Origin of the sequence: Mycolicibacterium xanthum (assembly GCF_019710635.1) — a bacterium.
In the GTDB taxonomy this organism is placed as follows: domain Bacteria; phylum Actinomycetota; class Actinomycetes; order Mycobacteriales; family Mycobacteriaceae; genus Mycobacterium; species Mycobacterium xanthum.
The window spans coordinates 141024-160261 of the sequence record NZ_JAIFZS010000025.1; the positions used below are offsets into that span (position 1 = coordinate 141024).

General features: G+C 66.7%; 16 protein-coding genes and 3 pseudogenes. 10 read left to right on the top strand and 9 right to left on the bottom strand.

From position 1 onward, the window contains the following. Positions 1-33: 33 nt before the first annotated feature. Positions 34-252, bottom strand: a complete 219-nt coding sequence (locus tag JDV09_RS12020; protein WP_221369352.1) for a three-helix bundle dimerization domain-containing protein — start codon at positions 250-252, stop codon at positions 34-36. Between the two features lie 98 nt (positions 253-350). Between JDV09_RS12020 and JDV09_RS12025 the strand changes: the two genes are divergently transcribed. Beyond that, entirely contained in the window at positions 351-626 is a 276-nt protein-coding gene (locus JDV09_RS12025; RefSeq protein WP_221369353.1) for a hypothetical protein, read from the top strand. Positions 627-712: 86 nt separating this feature from the next. Continuing rightward, positions 713-1365: pseudogene (locus tag JDV09_RS12030) on the top strand (dienelactone hydrolase family protein); the annotation flags it as partial. Positions 1366-1396: 31 nt separating this feature from the next. Here the strand turns inward: JDV09_RS12030 and JDV09_RS12035 are convergent. The 3 genes from JDV09_RS12035 to JDV09_RS12045 form a co-directional block, all read right to left on the bottom strand. Further along, positions 1397-2824, bottom strand: a complete 1428-nt coding sequence (locus JDV09_RS12035) for a selenium-binding protein SBP56-related protein (protein WP_221369355.1) — start codon at positions 2822-2824, stop codon at positions 1397-1399. A gap of 157 nt (positions 2825-2981) precedes the next feature. Continuing rightward, positions 2982-4262, bottom strand: a complete 1281-nt coding sequence (locus JDV09_RS12040) for an acyl-CoA dehydrogenase family protein (protein ID WP_221369356.1) — start codon at positions 4260-4262, stop codon at positions 2982-2984. Between the two features lie 25 nt (positions 4263-4287). Continuing rightward, positions 4288-4488: a hypothetical protein gene (locus JDV09_RS12045; protein ID WP_221369357.1), complete on the bottom strand. Its 201-nt coding sequence runs from the start codon at positions 4486-4488 to the stop codon at positions 4288-4290. 180 nt (positions 4489-4668) lie between these two features. On the opposite strand from JDV09_RS12045, the gene JDV09_RS12050 reads away from it, so the two are divergent. The 3 genes from JDV09_RS12050 to JDV09_RS12060 are packed head-to-tail and all read left to right on the top strand — an operon-like array spanning position 4669 to position 9683. Beyond that, positions 4669-5055 (top strand): DUF6394 family protein, encoded by a 387-nt coding sequence (locus tag JDV09_RS12050; RefSeq protein ID WP_221369358.1) that lies wholly within the window; start codon positions 4669-4671, stop codon positions 5053-5055. Positions 5056-5066: 11 nt separating this feature from the next. After that, complete coding sequence (locus JDV09_RS12055) at positions 5067-6890, top strand: NAD-binding protein (protein ID WP_221369359.1); 1824 nt, start codon at positions 5067-5069, stop codon at positions 6888-6890. Between the two features lie 57 nt (positions 6891-6947). Further along, positions 6948-9683 (top strand): ATP-binding protein, encoded by a 2736-nt coding sequence (locus tag JDV09_RS12060; RefSeq protein WP_221369360.1) that lies wholly within the window; start codon positions 6948-6950, stop codon positions 9681-9683. A 211-nt stretch (positions 9684-9894) separates the two neighbouring features. Here the strand turns inward: JDV09_RS12060 and JDV09_RS26780 are convergent. The 3 genes and pseudogenes from JDV09_RS26780 to JDV09_RS12075 form a co-directional block, all read right to left on the bottom strand. Next, positions 9895-10071, bottom strand: a pseudogene (locus JDV09_RS26780) (YegP family protein); the annotation flags it as partial. A 117-nt stretch (positions 10072-10188) separates the two neighbouring features. Then, positions 10189-10329: a hypothetical protein gene (locus tag JDV09_RS12070; protein WP_221369361.1), complete on the bottom strand. Its 141-nt coding sequence runs from the start codon at positions 10327-10329 to the stop codon at positions 10189-10191. A 234-nt stretch (positions 10330-10563) separates the two neighbouring features. Beyond that, a complete protein-coding gene (locus tag JDV09_RS12075) occupies positions 10564-13266 on the bottom strand; it encodes an ATP-binding protein (RefSeq protein WP_308124097.1) in 2703 nt (900 codons plus the stop codon). An 819-nt stretch (positions 13267-14085) separates the two neighbouring features. On the opposite strand from JDV09_RS12075, the gene JDV09_RS12080 reads away from it, so the two are divergent. The 3 genes and pseudogenes from JDV09_RS12080 to JDV09_RS12090 all read left to right on the top strand — a co-directional run bounded on the left by JDV09_RS12080 (position 14086) and on the right by JDV09_RS12090 (position 16348). Further along, entirely contained in the window at positions 14086-14814 is a 729-nt protein-coding gene (locus tag JDV09_RS12080) for a class II aldolase/adducin family protein (protein ID WP_221369362.1), read from the top strand. A 300-nt stretch (positions 14815-15114) separates the two neighbouring features. After that, positions 15115-15327, top strand: a pseudogene (locus tag JDV09_RS12085) (hypothetical protein); the annotation flags it as partial. 58 nt (positions 15328-15385) lie between these two features. Further along, on the top strand, positions 15386-16348 hold the full coding sequence (locus JDV09_RS12090; protein ID WP_221369363.1) for a DUF389 domain-containing protein: 963 nt from the start codon (positions 15386-15388) through the stop codon (positions 16346-16348). A gap of 258 nt (positions 16349-16606) precedes the next feature. Here the strand turns inward: JDV09_RS12090 and JDV09_RS12095 are convergent, their stop codons facing one another. Further along, positions 16607-16912 (bottom strand): hypothetical protein, encoded by a 306-nt coding sequence (locus JDV09_RS12095; RefSeq protein WP_221369364.1) that lies wholly within the window; start codon positions 16910-16912, stop codon positions 16607-16609. Positions 16913-17499: 587 nt separating this feature from the next. On the opposite strand from JDV09_RS12095, the gene JDV09_RS12100 reads away from it, so the two are divergent. Further along, a complete protein-coding gene (locus JDV09_RS12100; protein ID WP_221369365.1) occupies positions 17500-17970 on the top strand; it encodes a MarR family winged helix-turn-helix transcriptional regulator in 471 nt (156 codons plus the stop codon). Between the two features lie 315 nt (positions 17971-18285). Here JDV09_RS12100 and JDV09_RS12105 read toward each other — a convergent pair whose 3' ends face one another. Continuing rightward, positions 18286-18636 carry a hypothetical protein gene (locus JDV09_RS12105; RefSeq protein ID WP_221369366.1) on the bottom strand — a complete coding sequence of 117 codons (351 nt, stop codon included), beginning with the start codon at positions 18634-18636 and terminating at the stop codon, positions 18286-18288. Positions 18637-18966: 330 nt separating this feature from the next. Between JDV09_RS12105 and JDV09_RS12110 the strand changes: the two genes are divergently transcribed. Then, positions 18967-19238 (top strand): hypothetical protein (locus JDV09_RS12110; protein WP_221369367.1); only part of this gene is annotated, 272 nt, incomplete at its 3' end.

Genomic DNA, 19238 nt, shown 5'->3' on the forward strand with positions numbered 1-19238 from the left:
ACCGGACACGGTTGGATTGCGCCGGCGTGGCGCTCAGGTGGAGAAGACCAGGGCCGAGGTGCGCCGGGACAGTTCGGTGCGGGCACGCCGTTCGACGAACAGTGGCACGAACTCACGGACAGGGCTGTCGGTGAATCGGGTGAGCGCGGCGCGCACGACGTGCTCGACCTCGCTGGGCGGTAGGTCGGCGTAGGTATCGGTGAGGGATTCGATGATCTGGCCGATGACCGCCTCTTCACTGAAGTCGCGCATGCACCAAGCGTGGGGCCAATCTTTACACCCGTCAAATTCTGCGGGTAAGGCCTTCGTCACAGCTGGCGGTACCTGGCTGAACGCGTTAATTTTCTCCGATGACCGCGAACGAGCACGCCTCGGCGGCGGCCGATGCGATGCAGGCCGACTACTTCCGGGGCTTGCTGGCGACGCTGCGGTCGGAGCTCGAGGCCGACCTCGCCAAACAGGTCAAGCGGCTGACCGTGTCGATGACGGCCGGCGATATGAGCGCGGTCAGCGTGCTGCGGCGTTCCATCCGTAGCGGTGAGGGCGACCTCCGCGCGATCGGTCGCATGGTCGAGGCGCTCAACGGTCGCTTCCCCGGCGATCACGCGGACCGCAAACTGGGGTGAGGGCCGGGCCGGCAGACCGGCCCGTCGCCGCCCCCGCCGGGCTTATTCTCGGGTGGGGAGGCGATATGGACACGTCAGCTCGGCGCACGCCGCCGGTCCGCGACGAAGAGGTCGAGATCGCAGTGGGGGCGGTGCGCGTCGCCGGCCACCTGACGATCCCGCCACGGCCCAGGGGTGTGGTGGTGTTCGCCCACGGCAGCGGGAGCAGCAGGTTCAGCGCGCGCAACATCTTCGTCGCCGACGTGCTCAACGAGGCCGGCTTCGCCACCCTGCTGTTCGACCTGCTGACGCCCGCGGAGGAAGCCAACCGCGCCAACGTCTTCGACATCGCGTTGCTGGCGCGCCGGTTGGTCGGCGTCGTCGGGTGGCTGGCCGGCCAGGCCGACACCGCGGCGTTGCCGGTCGGGTTGTTCGGGGCGAGCACCGGCGCCGGTGCGGCGCTGCGCGCGGCCGCCGATCCGGGAGTCGACGTCAAGGCCGTGGTTTCGCGGGGCGGCAGGCCCGACCTCGCGGGTGAGTGGCTCGCCCGGGTCGACGCACCGACCCTGCTGATCGTCGGCGGCCGCGACGAGGTGGTGCTCGGGCTGAACCGGCAAGCCCAGCAGGCGATTCGGGTCGAGTGCCAGATCCGGGTGATCCCCGGTGCCACCCATCTGTTCGAGGAGCCGGGTGCGCTGGAGATCGTGGCGGAACTGGCCCGCGACTGGTTCCTGACGCATCTCGCGGCGGGCCGGGCCCAGGGCTGAACCGGCGCCGGGCCCGCTCTGCTGTCAGCTGGCGAAGCAGTACGAATCGCTGGATGCATCACCGCCCTGCAGCCGGGTCTGGTGGACGCGCAAGCCGCGGAAGTCGTCACCGTGCGGGAAGAACCGAGCGTCGGGCGCCAGACCGCCCGCGTCGGTGTCCGCGTCGAACTTGGCCATCCACGCACCCACGCCGTCGGGATAGAACTGGTCGTCCCAGGCCGCGTACAACGAGTTGGTGGCATACACGCGGCGCCCGTCGCGGCTGATCTCCACCATCTGCGGCCCGCCCCTGGGCGCCAGGTCGGGGGCCGCGGGGTGGGGTACCCGGCCGACGATGCCGCCGACGCGCACCGAACCGGTCTCCCGGGGACGGTGCGGATCGGCGACGTCGAACTGCTTGAGTTCCCCTGTGCCCCAGCAGGAGACGTAGAGCCAGCGGTCGTCGACCGACAGGTCGATGTCGCTGACCAGCGGTGGCACCGCGCCGAACGGCTTGAGTGCGGGCGGCAGATCGTCGACGTCGGCCGGCTCGGCGGGGATGGTGATCACCTTCTCGACCGCCCACCGGTCGTCATCGCGGTGCCACAGCCACACCGACGCCGACAGATCCTCGACGCTGATCACCACGCCGGCGAAGCCGTACGGCTTGGTCGGATCGTGGGCCGGGCGCAGTTCGAGCACCATCTGGTGCTGATCACCCAGGTCTATCCGCTGGGTCAGCTTCCGGTCGGACATGCTCCAGAAGTTGAGGTGGTGCCCGTACCTGCGGCCGAGCAGGTCGTCGGGCCGCAGCCCGTCCTCGATCATCGGCGGGCTGCCCCACTCCGAGGTGATGACCGTGTCGTACTGCAGGTGCCACCACACGTCGTAGGCGAAGAACTGCTCGCCGTGGTCGACCTCCCAGGGCCCGATCACCTCGAAGGTGTCGTGGTCGATCAGCGCGACCCCGCCGGGGCCGTCGTTCCCGTTCGCGCCGCCCAGCGCCGACATGAAGATGCCGCCCGGCCCGCAGTGCACGGTGTGCGGCCGCGAGTAGCCCGCCTTGCCGGCCAACTCGGCGGCGCCGATGGTGCGGGTCAGCGCCGGGGCGCGCGGATCGGGTTTGGTGTCCAGCACGTAGGTGTCCGACGACCGGATGCCCGGCACCAGCAGGTAGCGGCGCTCGAGCGGCGCCGTGTGCTCGTGGGCGTGATGGTCGCCGTGACCGGCGTGGCACAGCGCGCTCGAGCAGGCGTTCCAGCCGAAGTGGTGCAATTCGTTGCCCGCCGTCGGCAGTTCCGCCCAGCCGACCACGGTGCCGTACGTCGGGGCGTCCGGATCGCAGTCGACCACGGCCAGCGCGTCGTGCTGCGTTCCCGCCGGATCGAACGCGGCGACGTAGGCCAGGTGCTCGGGATCTGCGGCCACTGCCGCCGCCGGGGTTCGATAGAAGGTGGGGTCGGTCACAGACATGATGCCTCCTTCGACGCGGTGCTTTCCGGGACATCGCCCCGGGTAGCCACTGATTTGATGATCCGCCGCGCGTTGCCCGGAGTCCAGATCCGGAACTACCCGAAGTCGTTGTGTGGTTGTCCGGCGCTCACTGCCGTCGGGGCGACGACGCGGCGGGTCAGCGGCGCCTCTCGAAGTACTTCCGATACGCCTGCGCAGCGACGGCCAGCTCGGGTCGGACATCGAGCACCGGTTGCATCTTTGCGCGAGCCTCTTCGCGTTTGTACGGGAGGAACTCGGTCGGGAAATTGCCGTCGTGCGGGCGATAATCACGCAGCACGCGGCGCGCCACGGTGGCGATGTGCACCTCGTCGACGCCGTCGGCGATGCCCATCGTAGGCGCCGCGGCGTACATCGCCTGGATCGGCGTCAGGTCGGTGGTGCCCAGCGAGCCCAGGATGTGCAGCGCGTTGAACGACACCTCACGCAGCACCTTCGCCATGGTGAACTTGACGGCCGCGATCTCGGTGCGGGCCTCCTGCGTGGAGGTGTTGTCGATCTTCCACGCCGTCTCGAGCACGAACAGGCGCAGCATCTTGATCATCGCGTAGGACTCGGCGATTTTCTCCTGCACCATCTGGTGGTCCGCGATGATCTTGCCGTGCGACTCCCGGCTGAGCGCCCGCTCGCACATCATGTCGAAGGCCAGGTTGCACTGCGCGACGGTGCGCATCGCGTGATGGATGCGTCCGCCACCAAGTCGCCTCTGCGCCAAGACCTTTGCGCCGTCTTCGGGGCCCAGCAGATGATCCAGCGGCACGCGCACGTCGCGGTAGATGATGTGGTTGTGGTTGCGGGGCTCGGGCAGGATCTCCACACCCGGCGTCTTGCGCGGCACCACGAACATGCCGTTGGTGCACATCACGAACAGGATGTCGGCGACCCGCCCGGCCGAGGTGAACCACTTCTCGCCGTTGATCACCCACTCGTCGCCGTAGCGCTCGGCGTGGGTCTTGAACAGGCTGGGATCGCTGCCGCCCTGCGGTTCGGTCATCGAGTAGGCCGAGAAAATGTCCTGGTCGAGCAGTGGGATGAGCCAGCGCTGCTTCTGTTCCTCGGTGCCGTACGCGGCGAGCATCTCCATGTTGCCGGTGTCGGGCGCGGAGGCCCCGAACATGTGCGGTGCGCCCGGGTAGCGGCCGATGATCTCATTCAGCAGCCCCAGTTTGAGCTGACCGAAACCTGGCCCGCCGAGGTCGGGGTCGAGAAAGATCGCCCACAGCCCCTGGTCCTTGACCTCCTGTTGAAGTTCTCGCACATAGGCCTTCACCGCGGGGTCCGGCGAACGCACGGCATGGGGGAAGACGTGGTCGAGCGGTTCGACCTTGTCCTCGCAGAACGTCTTCACCCAGTCCAGCTTCGACTGGAACTCCGGTTCAGTACTGAAATCCCAAGCCATGTAGGTCCCCTCGGGTTCGAAGTTCTCAGCGGCCGACGAAGACGGGCGGGCGCTTCTCCAGGAATGCCCAGTCCGGGTCCAGGGCACGCCGCAGCCCGTTCTTGATCGCCCGCACGTCGTCACCGCTGCGGGACGTCGGGTCGGCCCACGTGATGACAAGGACACGCACCGCGCCGTCGAGGCCGAGCACGGCGTCCTCGATCTCGGTGCAGGTCTCCAGGCGCATGGCTTCTTGTCTAGCACCCTGGTCCCGTCGCCGAAGCTGGGTCGGGAAACCACTGGCGCCGGACCGAATATCGGCATCCCGGACACGTCGATGATCGCGGCATGCGCCAACTTCCCGAATCGTTGGGGCAAACTAGCGTCAGAGGTGGGTGGCCATCACGCTCAGGACCGGAGGTGCGGGATGAACCTCGAGAAGGTGGTCTTCGGTTTCTTCGTCCTGCTCGCCGCCACGCTGAACTTCGGCTTCTTCCTCGGCGCCCTGGACGACCCGCGTGTGCACAACGTCTACGAGCTGTATGCGGCGGTAGCGGTCAACCTGATCGCCACGGTGCTCAAATTCGGCGACCGCACCCAGATCGGCGCCGTGCACCTGGCGACCAGCCTGGTCGCCGACCTGCAGCTGCTGGCGGCCGCGCTGGTGTGGGGCTATGCCGCCTATGTCTCCACCGGCGGTGTCACGCCGGAGGCGATGTCGAGTGTGGTGTCACTGTCCGGCGGCGCGCTGCTGGCCAACATCGTCTCGGTGGTGCTGCTGGTGGTCGAGACCGTGTCGTTCCGCCGACGGTAGCGGGTGCGTCGGTGCCCAACCCGCTACTCGGCTTCTGGTATCACCTGCTCGGCGCTGACGCTCAGCGTGCCCGGCGTCTGCAGCGACTGCCCCACGCCTCGGTGACCGAAGCGTCCGAGACGATCTTCCTGGTGCTGCGCCGGATGCGCGCGCCGCTGATCCTGCTGATCACGATCTTCGCGATCAGCGTCCTGGGCCTGACGTTGATCCCCGGTCAGGACGCGCAGGGCCGGCCGTGGCGGATGGGCTTCTTCGATTCCTTCTACGTCATGAGCTACACCGCCTCGACCATCGGATTCGGCGAGATTCCCTACTCGTTCACCTACGCGCAGCGGATGTGGGTGACGATCACGATCTACCTGACGGTCATCGGCTGGGCCTACGCGGTGGGGTCGCTGTTCGCGATGGTGCAGGACCGGGCCTTCCGGCAGGCGCTGGCCCTGCAGCAGTTCCGCCGCAAGGTGTCCCGGTTGCGCGAGCCGTTCCTGTTGATCGTCGGATACGGGCAGACCGGACAGCTGGTCGGCCACGCGTTCGACGCGCTGGACCGGCGCTTCGTCGTCATCGACATATCGAGTGAGCGGATCGACGACCTGCAGCTGGGCTCATACCGGGCCGACGTGCCCGGCCTCGTCGCGGACGCACGCGACCCGGGGCACCTCGTCGTCGCGGGTCTCGGCCACGAGTCCTGCGAAGCGGTCCTTGCGCTCACCGACGATGACGAGGCGAACCTGGCGGTGACGATGACCGCGGCGTTGCTGCGTCCGGATCTGCCGGTGGTGGCCAGAACCACCTCGTCGGCGACGGCCGCGCGGATGCGCGCCTTCGGCTCGCCGTCGGTGGTCAACCCGTTCGACGTGTTCGGCGACCATCTGCGACTCGCATTGCGCGCACCGGCCTCCTATCAGCTGCTGACCTGGCTGGAGGCCGGGCCGGGTGCGGAGCTGCCCCCGCGCGGCCAAGTGCCGAGGTCCGGTCGCTGGGTGGTCTGCGGATCCGGGGCTGTGGTCGAGGAGCTCACGCTGGACCTGCGTGCCGAGGGTCTGGAGGTCATAACCGTCGAGTCTGGGGCCCCCGCCCCCGTCGCCGGCCAAGACGGCGCGGTCGCCCCCGGGAGCATCTCCGAAACGACGGCGTCGGTGGAGGTTGAGGTGCGGCGCGCAGTCGGTTTCATCGCCGGCACGGACAACGACACCTCCAACCTCTCGCTGGTGGTCGCGGCGAGGCAGTCGAATCCCGAACTGTTCATCAGCGCCTGGCAGAACCGTCCCGCTAACGCCACCCTGTTCGAGGCGATGGCACTCGACACGCTGCTGGTGCCCACCGACGTCGTGGCCCACGAGGCCTACGCGCTGCTGAGCACGCCGTTGCTGAGGAGGTTCCTGCGGGAGATGCCCGAGCGGGGTGATGAGTGGGCCGCCGGCATGGTCGACCGGTTGACGTCGCTGTGCGGCCACCACCTGCAGATGCTGTGGAAGGTAGCGCTCACGGCGGGGGAGGCGCCGGCGGTCCAGCCCTGGCTGGCATCGGGACGCGCGCGACTCGGTGACCTCACCAGGGATCCGACGGAGCGCACCGAACGGATCCCCGCGGTCGCCCTGATGGTGCTGCGGGGGGACGACTCCGCGCTGGCCCCCGACGACGATTTCGTCCTCACCGCCGGCGACGAGATCCTGTTCGCCGGCCGTCCCGCCGCCCGCCGGGCGCTCGACAGCACCCTGCTGCTGGATACCGCCGGTGAGTACGTCGTCTCGGGCAGGCAGGTGCCGTCGAGTTGGATCTGGCGACGGCTCACCCGGCATTCGGGCCGACGCGACCCGGCCTTGCCGGGGTGACTTTCCAGACGGTCGGCTACGCGGCCGTGCGGCAGTCGTCACCGTCGGTCGAAATCCATGCCCTGGGTCGGGGCGATCTTCGAGGTCAGCGCGGGTTCGGTGTGGCATTCTGCGGAGGTGTCCGCTGATCGTGCGGTGCCGCCGTCGGGGGTAGTGACGTTTCTGTTCACCGATGTGGAGGGGTCGACCCGTCGGTGGGAAGCCGATGCCGAGGCGATGCGGGCGGCGCTGGCGCTTCACGACGAGGTGCTGCGCAGCGCCGTCGCCGGACATGGCGGCTGGGTGTTCAAGCACACGGGGGACGGATTGTGTGCCGCGTTCACCTCGCCGCAGGGTGCCGTCGATGCGGCGATCACCGCGCAGCGAGCACTGGAGTTGCCGGTGCGGATGGGCATCGCCACCGGGGAGGCCGAGCGACGGGGGACCGACTATTTCGGTGCCGTGCTGAACCGCGCCGCGCGGGTGATGGCCGCTGGTCACGGCGGGCAGATCCTGCTGGCCGAGTCGACGGCGGGGTTGCTCAGCGGAGTCGGTCTCATCGATCTGGGGCCGCAACGGTTGCGGGATCTGCCGACCCCCGTCGAGGTGTTCCAGGTTGAAGCGGCCGGTCTGCGCACCGAGTTCCCTGCGCTGCGAGCGCTCGACACCGGTCCCGGGAACTTGCGGGCTCAGACGACCAGCTTCATCGGGCGGGAGTACGAGGTTGCCGAGCTGCAAGCGGTGGTGAAGGCTCATCGGCTCGTCACGCTGACCGGGGTGGGCGGGGTAGGGAAGACGCGCTTGGCGATCCAGGTTGCGGCGCAGCTGGCCGACGAGTTCTCCGACGGGGTTTGGCTTTTCGAGCTGGCCGCCGTCGCCGACCCGGCGGCGGTACCCGATGCGGTGGCCGCCGTCCTGGGTATCACCCAACAGCCTGGCAAGACCCTGGGCGAGTCGGTGGCCGCCGCGCTGGAGGGCCGGGTGCGGCTGTTGGTGTTCGACAACTGCGAGCATGTGCGCGACGCTGCGGCAGATCTGATCGAGGCCATCCTCACCCACTCGGCGACGGTGACGATCTTGGCCACCAGCCGGGAAGGACTGGAGGTCGCCGACGAGCAACTGTGGCCGGTGCCCTCGCTGGATGTCCGCGCAGGCGTCGACTCGGCGGCGGTGAGTCTGTTCGTCGACCGCGCCCGCAGCGTGGCCCCCCACTTCACCCTGGCTGAGGGCGGGGAGGCGGGTGCGGTGGTGGAGATCTGCCGCCGCCTCGACGGGATCCCGCTGGCCATCGAGCTGGCCGCCTCCCGCATGGCGTCGATGACAGCCGGCGAAGTCAGGGATCGGCTCGATCAGCGTTTTCGGCTGCTGGTCGGCCCCCGGCGCGGCCGGCACCACCACCACACGCTGCGCGAAGCGGTCGCGTGGTCCTACGACCTGCTCGACGAGGCCGAAAAGTCGCTGCTGATCAGGTGTTCGGTGTTCGCGGGCGGTTTCGACCTCGAAAGCGCTTGCGCGGTGGCCGGATCCGTGGACGTAGACGAATACTCTGTTCTGGACTGGCTTGACACACTGGTGCGCAAGTCGCTGCTGGTCGCAGTCCGGTCGTCGGGGCGAACCCGATACTCGATGCTGGAAACCATCCGTCAGTTCGCCGAGGAGCAACTGGTGGTCAGTGGTGCGGCAGCCGAGGTCCGTGCGGCGCATGCGCACTACTTCGCCCGGCGCGAAGCCGACGTCATGGCCATGTGGGACAGCCCTCGCCAGCGCGAGGCATACGAATGGTTCGGCACCGAACTGGCAAATCTGCGTGCCGCATTCCGCTGGGCCACCGACCACGGCGACCTCGACGCCGCCGCTGCCATCGCCACCTACACGGCATTCCTCGGTTATCTCGTGGAGAACTACGAGCCGATCACCTGGGCCGAAGAGCTCATCGGACCCGCCCGCGCGGTAGACCACCCCCGGCTCGCCTACCTGTATGTGATCGCGTCACAGTGCTGTGTGGCTGGACGACCCGAGGAGGCTGCCGGTTACAGCGACGCCGGACGGAGGGTAATTGGCAAGTACGGCAACGAGTTGCCTTACGGAATCGGGGTCTGGGCCGCCAACGCCTACGTGTACATCGGCCAGCCCGAACGGGCGATCGAGTGGTGTCACAGCGAACTTGCCCGCGGTCGGGACACTCATTCGTTCAAGACGGCGTCCCTGGTCCTGACCCTGGCCATTGCGGGTTTCCCTGAGGAGGCGTTGGCCAGGGCAACCGGCCTCATTGACGCCACCGAGGCCACCCACAACCCTCATGTGCTTTCCTACGTGTTTTATGCCTACGGCTTCGCTCTCCGCGACGCCGACCCTGGCCGCGCACTGGACGTTCTGCGTCGAGGCCTGACAGTGGCCCAGGAGACCAGAAACCGCTGGGACGAGTCCAACCTGGCGGGCAGCCTGTGTCAGCTCGAAGCGAAGTACGGTGACCCGCTGGTCGCGCTCGAGTACTTCTCTGTGGTCATCGGCAACTACCACAATTCGGGCAACACCACCACGATCCGTGTCCCGCTGGCTATCCTTGCTGCCTTTCTCGACCGGCTCGGACGCCACGAACAGGCGGCCACCATCACCGGCTTCGCGTTCAGTCCGCTCACCGCCGCGTGGGTCCCCAAGATCAACGCCACAGTTGCCCACCTGCGCCGGGTTCTTGGCGACCAGACCTACGAATCCCTCGCCGGCAACGGCGCGGCCATGAGTACCGCCGCGATGGCGGCTTACGCCTACGACCAGATCGACCAGGCCCGGGCCAGCCTCACACATTCGGACTGAGCCTCGGTCCCGCCGGTGCGCCGGCGCGGTGGGTTCGCGATGGTCACCCTCCGGTGGTCGTGGTTTATCAGCTTGCGTAGTGCGACGTGTTGTAGTGGCCGCACATGGTGGACCCGTCGTTGCGCTTGGCTTCACAGGTTCCGTAGGCCCGGCTCGGGTTGTAGCCCTTGCAGCTGCACAACGTGCACGCCCCGAACCCCTCGGTGCCGACGGTCGTGTCGACCACCCCGGCGTCCGCGGCGTTTTCCTTCACCGAGGCGATGCCCGTCTCGGCGCCGGCCTTCGTCCCATAGGCCTGGCTGGAGGCGATGACTTCGCCGTCGGCGGCCTTGAGGTGGAACCGGTACTTGCCGGCCTTGTCTTCGATGATTTCGAACGTGGCCGCGATGGTCGCTCCGTTTCGTGGTCGGGTGCGCGGTCCTTCTTGACGCTAACAACCGGACTGGACACGCTGGACAGACTTGCGAGAACTCGGCGCCGGGGGAGTTGGTGGCGGGTGGGTCGTTCAGTGCTGCGTCAGCGCGTAGGCGACGAAGCCTGCCGCCAGCAAGAACAGCGTTGCGACGGTGACGAATCCGACGGCTGGGTGCGCGGTTTCTCGACGCATCTGGAGTTTGCGGCGCAGGTGCCTCAGTCGCCGCCGCATCTGCCTCCGGTAGTGATTTCCCCGATATTCCATCCCCTCGTCTACCGCGTGAACCTGTGTAGACCCTGGTGGTGCGATCGCGGCTGCGTTATTTCCAGATGCACGAACCCGATCACGGAGCATTCGGCCCGTCACCACAACGATAACGGGCCGAATCCGGGCTGGAACATCGCGGTTCGGGGGACATCCCGACGACCCCACCTGGGTTCCAGCATGCTGCGCATTGTCGAATTTTCACATCTGTTTCGCGGCGGCAACCAGTTCTGTTCGAGCCTGGTCGATTTGGTCGTATGCATACGTCACCATGGCGGCGGTGCTCATCGCCTCGCCCTTGCGGGCGAGCGATTCGTACGTCTCGTCGCCGAGAAGCTCGCGGAGGTGGGCAACCGTGGTGTTGACCTCGACGAACCATGCTCCGGTAACGGGGTCGAACGCGAAACCGGCGATGACAGCGCCCGGTTCGTAGCGCCCTAGCCGGTCGAGAAGGGCGGCCATGGCGCACAGAGCGCCACGCAGATTGATCGTGTTACCCGCATCGCGGAAGTTGACGATCGCCGTAGCAAAGTTGTCGAGCGCGGCCAGCGTGTCACCGAAGCCGTTTTCGTGGCGGCCCAAGAAGTTACCTTCGAGGCGGGCCAGCATGGACGTCAGGAAGGTTTCATTGTCTCGGTTACCGCTGTCATGGGCGATGTCCAGGCCCCGGTGCAGCGCGTCACGCGCCCTGCCGGGATCGGCGTCGCTCAACGCGAATCCTTGGGCCATGAGCGCGAACGAGAGCGCGCACGGGTTGTCGGTGGCCTCGGCGGCGTTGACCAGACCGGTCGCGGCTGCCATCGCCTCCTCAGCGGACCCGGCGTTCATCAGCGCCATCACCAGTGCCGACCTGGTGAGGGTGTGGGTGTCCAGACCGTGCGCAATCTGGGCGCGAGACCACTCCACCGATCGTTCGGGCTGGCCGGTGAATTGGTAGGAACTGCCGAGGAAGCCCTGGATACCGAACGGCACATTGTCGCCGTCATCGCTGACGACCAGCTGTCCGGCATCGCTGTAACCGACCGCGGTTTCGGGCCGTCCGGCCAGGCAACACAGCGCGGCCATCACATACAGGAACGCAAGCCGGGGGTGACTGACCGCGCGGGCTGGTTCGATCAACTCTTCGGCCCAGGTGATCGGCTCGTACTGATCGATCCACACGCCGAGGAACGCGGCATACGTGGCAATTGTGGCGGCGACGTCGAGATCGCCCTGGTCTGCGGCCCACCGAAACGCGGTGCGCAGGTTGGGCAGCTCAGTGGTGAACCACGTGTATGCCTCCCGTTGGCGGGGGCTGTCCCACAGGTCCATGATGTCGGCTTCGCGCCCGGCGAAGTAGCGGGCGTGCGCCGACCGGATCTCGGTGGCCTCACCGCGCGTGACCAGTTGCTCCTCGGCGAAATCGCGGATCGTCTCCAGCATGGAGTAACGGGTTCGCCCGTCCGAGCGGTCGGCGACCAGCAGCGACTTGCGCACCAACGCATCCAGCAGGTCGAGCACGGCGAAGTCCCCGGAGTCATCGGTTCCTGCCACCGTACAGGCGCCTTCGAGGTCGAATGCGCCCGCGAACACCGAACACCTTGTCAACAGCGACTTTTCGGCCTCGTCGAGCAGATCGAAGGACCACGCCACCGCCTGGCGCAGGGTGTGGTGGCGGTGCAGGCCGCGCCGGGAGCCGACCAGCAGCCGGAACCGGTGATCGAGACGATCGCGGACCTCGCCGGCTGTCATCGACGCCATCCGGGAGGCCGCCAGTTCGATGGCCAGCGGGATGCCGTCGAGCCGAGCGCAGATCTGCACCACTGCGGTCGCCTCGTCGGACTGGGCCAGACGGAAGTGCGGGACCACGGTACGGGCGCGGTCGACGAACAGGGCCGCTGCCGTCGAGTCGACACCCGAGTCGACCTCCAGCGGGGGCACCGGCCACAGTTGCTCGTCGGGGATGCCCAGTCCTTCACGGCTGGTGGCCAGGACTCGCGCCGTCGCCGAGGCGGCGAGGATGGCTTCGATGAGATCGGCGGCGGCATCCAGTACGTGTTCACAGTTGTCGAGCACCAGCAGCCGGATTCGGCCCTCCAGCGCCGTGGCCACCGACTCGGTGACACTCTTGCCGGGCTGTTGGGTGATGCCCAACACGGCGGCCACCGCATCGGGCACCGCCGCCGGGTCGGCGACGGCGGCCAGGTCGAAAAACCACACCCCGTCGGGAAATTCCTCAGCCACCCCAGCGGCAACCTCGGTCGCCAGCCGGGTCTTGCCGACCCCGCCCGCGCCGGTCAACGTCACCACGCGGTGGGCCCGCACCGCGGACTGGACTTCGGTAACCGCGGACTCGCGCCCGATGAAGCTGGTCGTCGCGGGCCGCAGGTTTCCCGGACTCACATCCGGTGATCGCAACGGCGGGAATTCGGTGCGTAAACCCGCTGCCCGGACCTGGAACACGCCGATCGGGGCCGGCAGGTCCCGCAGCCGTCGGGACCCCAGATCCACCAGATCCACGCCGCTGAGCAGAGCCGCCGTGGACTCGGCCAGCAGGATCTGCCCGCCGTGCCCGGCGGCCATCACCCGCGCCGCACGGTTGAGCGCCGCACCGAAATAGTCCGTCCCGCGCATCTCGGCCTCACCGGTGGCCACCCCCATGCGCACCGGCAGTTCCAGTGCGCGCTGTGCAGCCACCGCGGCATCGACGGCAGATTTCGGCGAGGCGAACGCCGCGCACACTCCATCCCCGGTGTGCTTGAAGAGAAAGCCCCCGTGGGTGTCGATCGCCTCGGCCAGGACCTCGTCGTGGGCGGCCAGCGCCGCCCGCATTCCGTCGGCGTCGTCCTCCCACCGACGGGTCGAACCCTCAACGTCGGTGAACAGAAACGTCACCACACCCGACGGTGCAGCCCCGGCGGACACCCGCTCAGAATCTCACACGAACCCACGTCAGCACGGCCGACCGGCGCGAATGCCATCTGGTGGTTGTAAGCCGGGTTGGGGGCACGCGCGTTCGCTGTGCAGCGCACTGTGGGCTGGTCGCGCAGCTCGAGGTCATGTATTCACTTCAGCCCCCGGCAGATTCTGCTGCCCTCGCCGGATCCGACTTCGAGCCTGCGACAGTTTGTCGCAGCACCAGCGATTGGTGCGCCTATGGCACGAACCGAAAGTGCCGAGGAGTGGGGTGTGCGCTGGCTGCGCGGCGGACCTTCGGCCACACCGTGTGAGGTTCCGGCTCCGCCCATCGCGCGGCCGCCGGCCATGGAAACGGCCGAAGATCGCCTTCCTGCGACACTGAGCGGGTCGGCCTAAACTGGATACACACCTAGGGGAGGTGTGCGATGAAAAAGATCTTCCTCAGCTTGGCCACGGTTGCGGTGTCGGCGGGAATCGCATTCGCTGGGGCCGGAAGCGCCCAGGCCGACGACGACCCCAGCCTGTGCTGGAACGGCATATTCTGGAGCGCCTGCGTGTCGGGACCAGGCTGGGTTGACTGGGACCCGTGGGACACCTGGAATCCTGGACATGGGCCTTGGGATTATCGGCACGGCGGGAAGCATTGGCATTAGCTGGAGCAGTTTCCGGCTCTCCAGCGTGAGCCGTCAGATGCCCGGGTGAAAACGAGGCGCGCCGGCCTGTCTCATCCCGGCCGACGGAGCGGGGCGGCGGTGCAGGACGGCTACCGGCCCCGACAAGCCGCGGACGGCCTCGGCGGCCGCGTGTACGCGATAAGCTCCGCGCATGTCCGAAGAGTCGACATTGCGGGTCGATCTCGCCGCGTGCTATCGCCTCATTGCACATTTCGGCTGGGACGACTTGATCTTCACCCACATCTCCGCGCGCGTGCCTGGCCCTGAGCACCACTTCTTGATCAACCCCTACGGGATGCTCTTCGACGAGATCACCGCGTCGAGCTTGGTCAAGGTCGATCAGCACGGGGAGAAGGTGGATGCTTCGCCGTACCCGGTCAACCCGGCGGGCTTCGTGATCCACAGCGCCGTTCACGCCGCGCGTCCCGACGTTGTCTGCGTGCTCCATGTACACGCGTCCGCAGGTGTCGCGGTGTCCGCTCAGGAGTCGGGCCTCTTGCCCATCTCTCAGCAATCGACCGTCGCGCTTGCCTCACTCGGGTACCACGACTACGAGGGCATCGCGCTGCGCGACGACGAAAAGCCGCGGCTGGTAAGTGATCTCGGCGACAAGACATCGCTCATCCTCCGAAACCACGGCCTTCTGACCGTGGGTCCGACCATCGCCGACGCGTTCCTCTACATGTACTTCTTGCAGCGCGCGTGCGAGATCCAGCTCCTCGCGCAGTCCGGCGGCGGCCCGCTGATCTCGGTGGACAGGTCGATCCTCTCCGGCGTCGAAGAGAACGTGGACGCCGTGCTCAAGGGTGCGGGTGGCGGCCTCGCATGGCCGGGTCTCCTACGGCGGCTCGATCGGATCAATCCCGGCTATAGATCCTGACTCAGTAGTTGCTGTTGCATCTCGACATGAAGGGGCCAGACGCCCCGGCCTGGGTCGACTTACGGGTGCGCAACGCGCTGGTTTCGGGTCGGTAGATCGTCCGCTGGTAGTACAACTCGTCGCGAAGCTCGCGGGTCCGCAGCGATATGGGCTGTTATCGCACTGGTCTGAACCTTGCGTTCACTCTCGAAAGCCCCTTTCTGTGCCGAAACGGCATTCCAGCAGGCCACTACTCGGACTTTCGCTGCCGGAATGCGAGTTCGACGGCGGAGCCGACGTCATCTTCGCGGGTGAGGATCGACTGCGCTGGTGTGCCTGATCGCCCGCGGTGGCGGCATGGCGCAGCGGGCCCAGGAAGCGGCGGCGGCCGCCAAGAAGGAAACCGACGCCTACATCCGTTAAGCTGCCGGACGCTCACCCGCCCGGGAGATCGGGGACGCCAAGTCACTACTGGAGGCGGGGACGATCACCCAGGCCGAGTTCGATGCGCTGAAAGCTAGTGCATTCGGCTAGTTCGACACGGTGCGCAGGATCCAGTCGACGAGGTCAGTCTTGGGGGAGGATTGACCCGATGCGCTATCTGGTACCTGCGAGCCAACGTCGTTCACTCGAGGAGCTCGGCGATCGGCTCGATTTCACCATCGGTGACACGTCTGCGAAAAGATCGGCGTTCTGGGTCATGCTGGCGCTGTCGGGTGTCATCGCGACCTCTGGTGTGGCCGGTGATTCCACCGCGATGGTGATCGGCGCCATGATCGTGGCACCGCTGTCGACGCCGATTCTGGGTGTGGGTCTGGGCATTGCGACGGGGCGCGCCGGTCTGGTGGGCCGAAGCCTGTCGTTGGTCCTGGCCGGCATCATTCTGGTTGTCGTGCTGGGTTATGTTTCCGCGCACTTCATCCCGAATCCCACCAGCATGCTGGGCAATTCACAGGTGCTCGGCCGGACATCACCAACATTGAACGACCTGGTTGCTGCAATGGCGACCGGTCTGGTGGGCGCGGTCGCGGTAACACGTCACGATGTCGGCGATGTCCTACCCGGCGTGGCCATCGCGATCTCACTGGTTCCCCCGCTCGCCGTGGTCGGCGTTTGTCTGGGCTCCGACGCACCGGCTCTTGCGCTCGGCGCTTTCGTGCTGTTCGGATCCAACGCCTTGGCGATGATCATCATGGGGACAGTGGTTCTCGTCGCCACTGGTTATGGACGCGAAGCCGGCTTGGTCTCGGCGCGACACGGACGTGCGTACGCCACGATGGGGGTTGCTCTGGCGGTGGTCGCCATCCCCATGACGGTGAACACCCTCACCTGGGTATGGGCCGGTCAGATTTCCGCTGCCGCACAGGATTGGCTGGCCGAGACGCCAGGCGCCGAGGTACTCGACGTCAACTTGAACAACACCGCCACCGTCGACGTACGCGCGCCGGGCAAGCTTCCTCCGGCGGCAGAGCTGCAAGAGGCCGTGGACGCATTGGTGCCCTGGAAGCCCAAAGTCGTTGTCGTGCATACCGTCGGTAGCCGCATCTCAGAATAGGCCAGGCGCCCGGCTCCGTGGTGCGCGCACGCTGGGCGCCAACCAAGCACACGGGCAGCGACAGAAACGCAACCGACGAGCAATCACTCACCACGAGGTATGAAACCCCGCCACGGCCCCCTGGGTGGTGGTCTCCCCACCCCAGTAGCCGCATCTCGGCTGTGCATAGCCGCATGTCTCTCCAACCAAATACTCATACAGAGGTGGAGAGTGTTGATCTGCCGTTGGATCGACTGCGGCCGTGATCGCTGCTGAGGTTCAGCGCATGCCTTTTTCGGCGAGCTCCCGTTTGAAGGCCTCGATCTCGGGGATGGCGATGATCGTGTCCTCGAGCCATCCGGACATGCCGTGCATCACGCTCGCGTCCTGGTTGGACCCGCCCTTGCTGTCGAGGTACGCCTGATCAGAGACCAGGAAGGGAGCGGGCTCGAAGGCGGCCATCCGCGTGACGATCTGCTGGGGTGTCACGTTGATGACGGTGAAGTCCTGGGTGATCAGGACGGGGCCGTCGTAGCCGGTGCGGATGCCGTCGAGGATCGGCTGTGGGGTCCCCGGGGCGATCATCGAGTGGTAGGAAGACCTCGTCGTTTCCTAGCTCGACCATGAACCCGGCGCAGCCTTGGCCGCGGCGTGCCGGGTATCCGGTTCCCAGCGCGGTGATCCGCATTTCGTTGGCGTCGAGTGGCTCTGAGCCCGCGACGTAGACGTCGGGGTACTCCTTGAGGCCGTCGCCTTCGTCCTCGACCACGACCGGTGTCGTCGTCAGCGGCTGGTCACCGTACGGCTCGGGCAGCTGGCCTGGTGTCGTCGAGGTCGCCTGATCCGAGGACGTTCGACTACAGCCTGCAACGATGCCGGCGCCTGAGGCCGCCAGCGTGGATACGCCTGCGGTGGTCAGGAATCCGCGCCATGACATCCGCTGGATGATGCGGTCCAGAGTTTCTTCTTCGCTGCGAAGAATCTGCAGATCTTCGGTGCTGGTTGACGTCATGGCTACGTCCTCTCGCTCGTCCCATAGCGACGATCCTGCAATGCAGAAGTATACGTACACGTACATGGACGGCAATGCGTTTGAGTGAATGTGGCCGTATGCTAATTTGGTTAGGGGACCCTAGGAAGCCTGGCCTTGCCGCGACGCCGAGGAAAAACCGATGACCGTAGCCGATACACCGCAGACGCGCCGACTCGATGCTGAGCGGGTCGGGCGTCCCGACATCCGAGCTCTGCTCGCGGTGTTATCGGCTGCTTCTCAACTCCAAATGCGCGGCCAGGCCGACCTGCGGCGCATGGACAGCCCATTGAAGATCCACGAGTTCGATGCGCTGGTCGCCGTTGCTGTGCATGGGCCGCTGCGCCCGTCGGAACTCACGCGGAAGGCGTCGCTCGCGCCCAACCCCACGACCGCCTCGTCGATTCTGGCGCGCCTCGAGAAGCGCGGTCTGGTCAAGCGTGAACCGCACCCGGAGGTCGGTGGCGGTGTCATCATCGAAGCGACAGAAGCCGGCATCGAGATGCTCGAGTTCCTCTTTCCCGAAGTGGAGCGCAAAGTTATCAGCTGGTTCGGAGGTCACTTCAGCGATGAAGAACTCGTCTCCCTCGCCGAGAAGCTCGAGCGCATATAGGCAACGGAGTTGTCGAAATTTCTCAGGAGAGCTCGCCGAAAATCTCACCTGTGAGCAGCGGTCGGTGAAGTTGTTGGGGGTTGGGCCGACGTGATCGACGAGCTGCCGATCGGCATTGCGCCGCAGAACGCGCTGGCGACGACCGCACTCGCGGTCGTTGGGCGTGCGCCGAGAACCGAGAGCGACACGGCTGCCTCCTCCTCGGGCGGTCCTCCGTTCGACGAGTGTCGATCGGCAATGACGGGCGAGGCGTCCCGGAGGTGCCGGGCGAGAGCCGAGCGGGTGCAGCCCGGTCGAAACTCCGATCTGGATGCGTCAACAGTTGGGGAAATACTTCTCGAAGGCCATCGGAACGTCGTCTGCCGTCGCATCGCCCCAACATTTCTGATGCGGAAACGCCACGTAGGTGCGCCATTCCCCGCGGATATGGCGGACCATCCGCTGTGAGTCGCCGGGGGTATCCCAGCGGATGACCGCCCATGGGGGTTCGCATTCGGTGATCTCGGCGCGGGCGTTGTGTTGATACTCGGGAAGGTCGAGGTCGTTTGCGATCTCGCTGGCATTGCAGCGCGGATCTGCATCCGTGCTGTCGGAGGCTGTCGCATCGGCAGTGATCGACACCGGGGGAGACCCGCCGTCGGTCGTTTCGCAGGACGTGACGGTCATGACCGCACCGAGGACGATGAAAGCAGCCGCAGCGATCCGAGTGTCCATGGTTTACCCGCCGAGCGCGTCGTCGGGCCCAGGGATCGAACCCGCAAATCGATTCGCCACGGCGTTCATGTGGCCGGTCTGGTCGGGGTCGAGCACCCTGTCAAGCATGCTCACCAGCCGGGAGGTTCGCAGCAGTTCGTCGGGATTGGCGGCGTCTCGGTCCGGTGGCCCCGGCGGCCTCGCACGGTTGACCAGCGGGGTTGATCAGGCCAGCCACCGGGGCCGATTGTGCGGTGGGTTAGTGCTAAAGGGATGACGACGGTGGTCCGCTAGGGTGCGTCCGTGCAAGATCCGCATATGGTATTCCGTGCCGTGTTCGCGCTGAACGCTGTTTTCGCATCGCTTGCATGGTGTATGGCGAGGCCGAACTGGGCTTCGATCCTCGCCGTGGTTGTGTCTGCCGCGCTGTGGCCAGCCGCCAATGAGGTGTTCGAGGGACGCATCCTTCTCACTCTCACCCCTGACAACGGCGTCACGACGTACGACCTGCTTTCCGTGGTGGCGGCCGCTGTCGCGGCTGTCCAAGCGACCAGGTTGATCATGTCCCGGACACG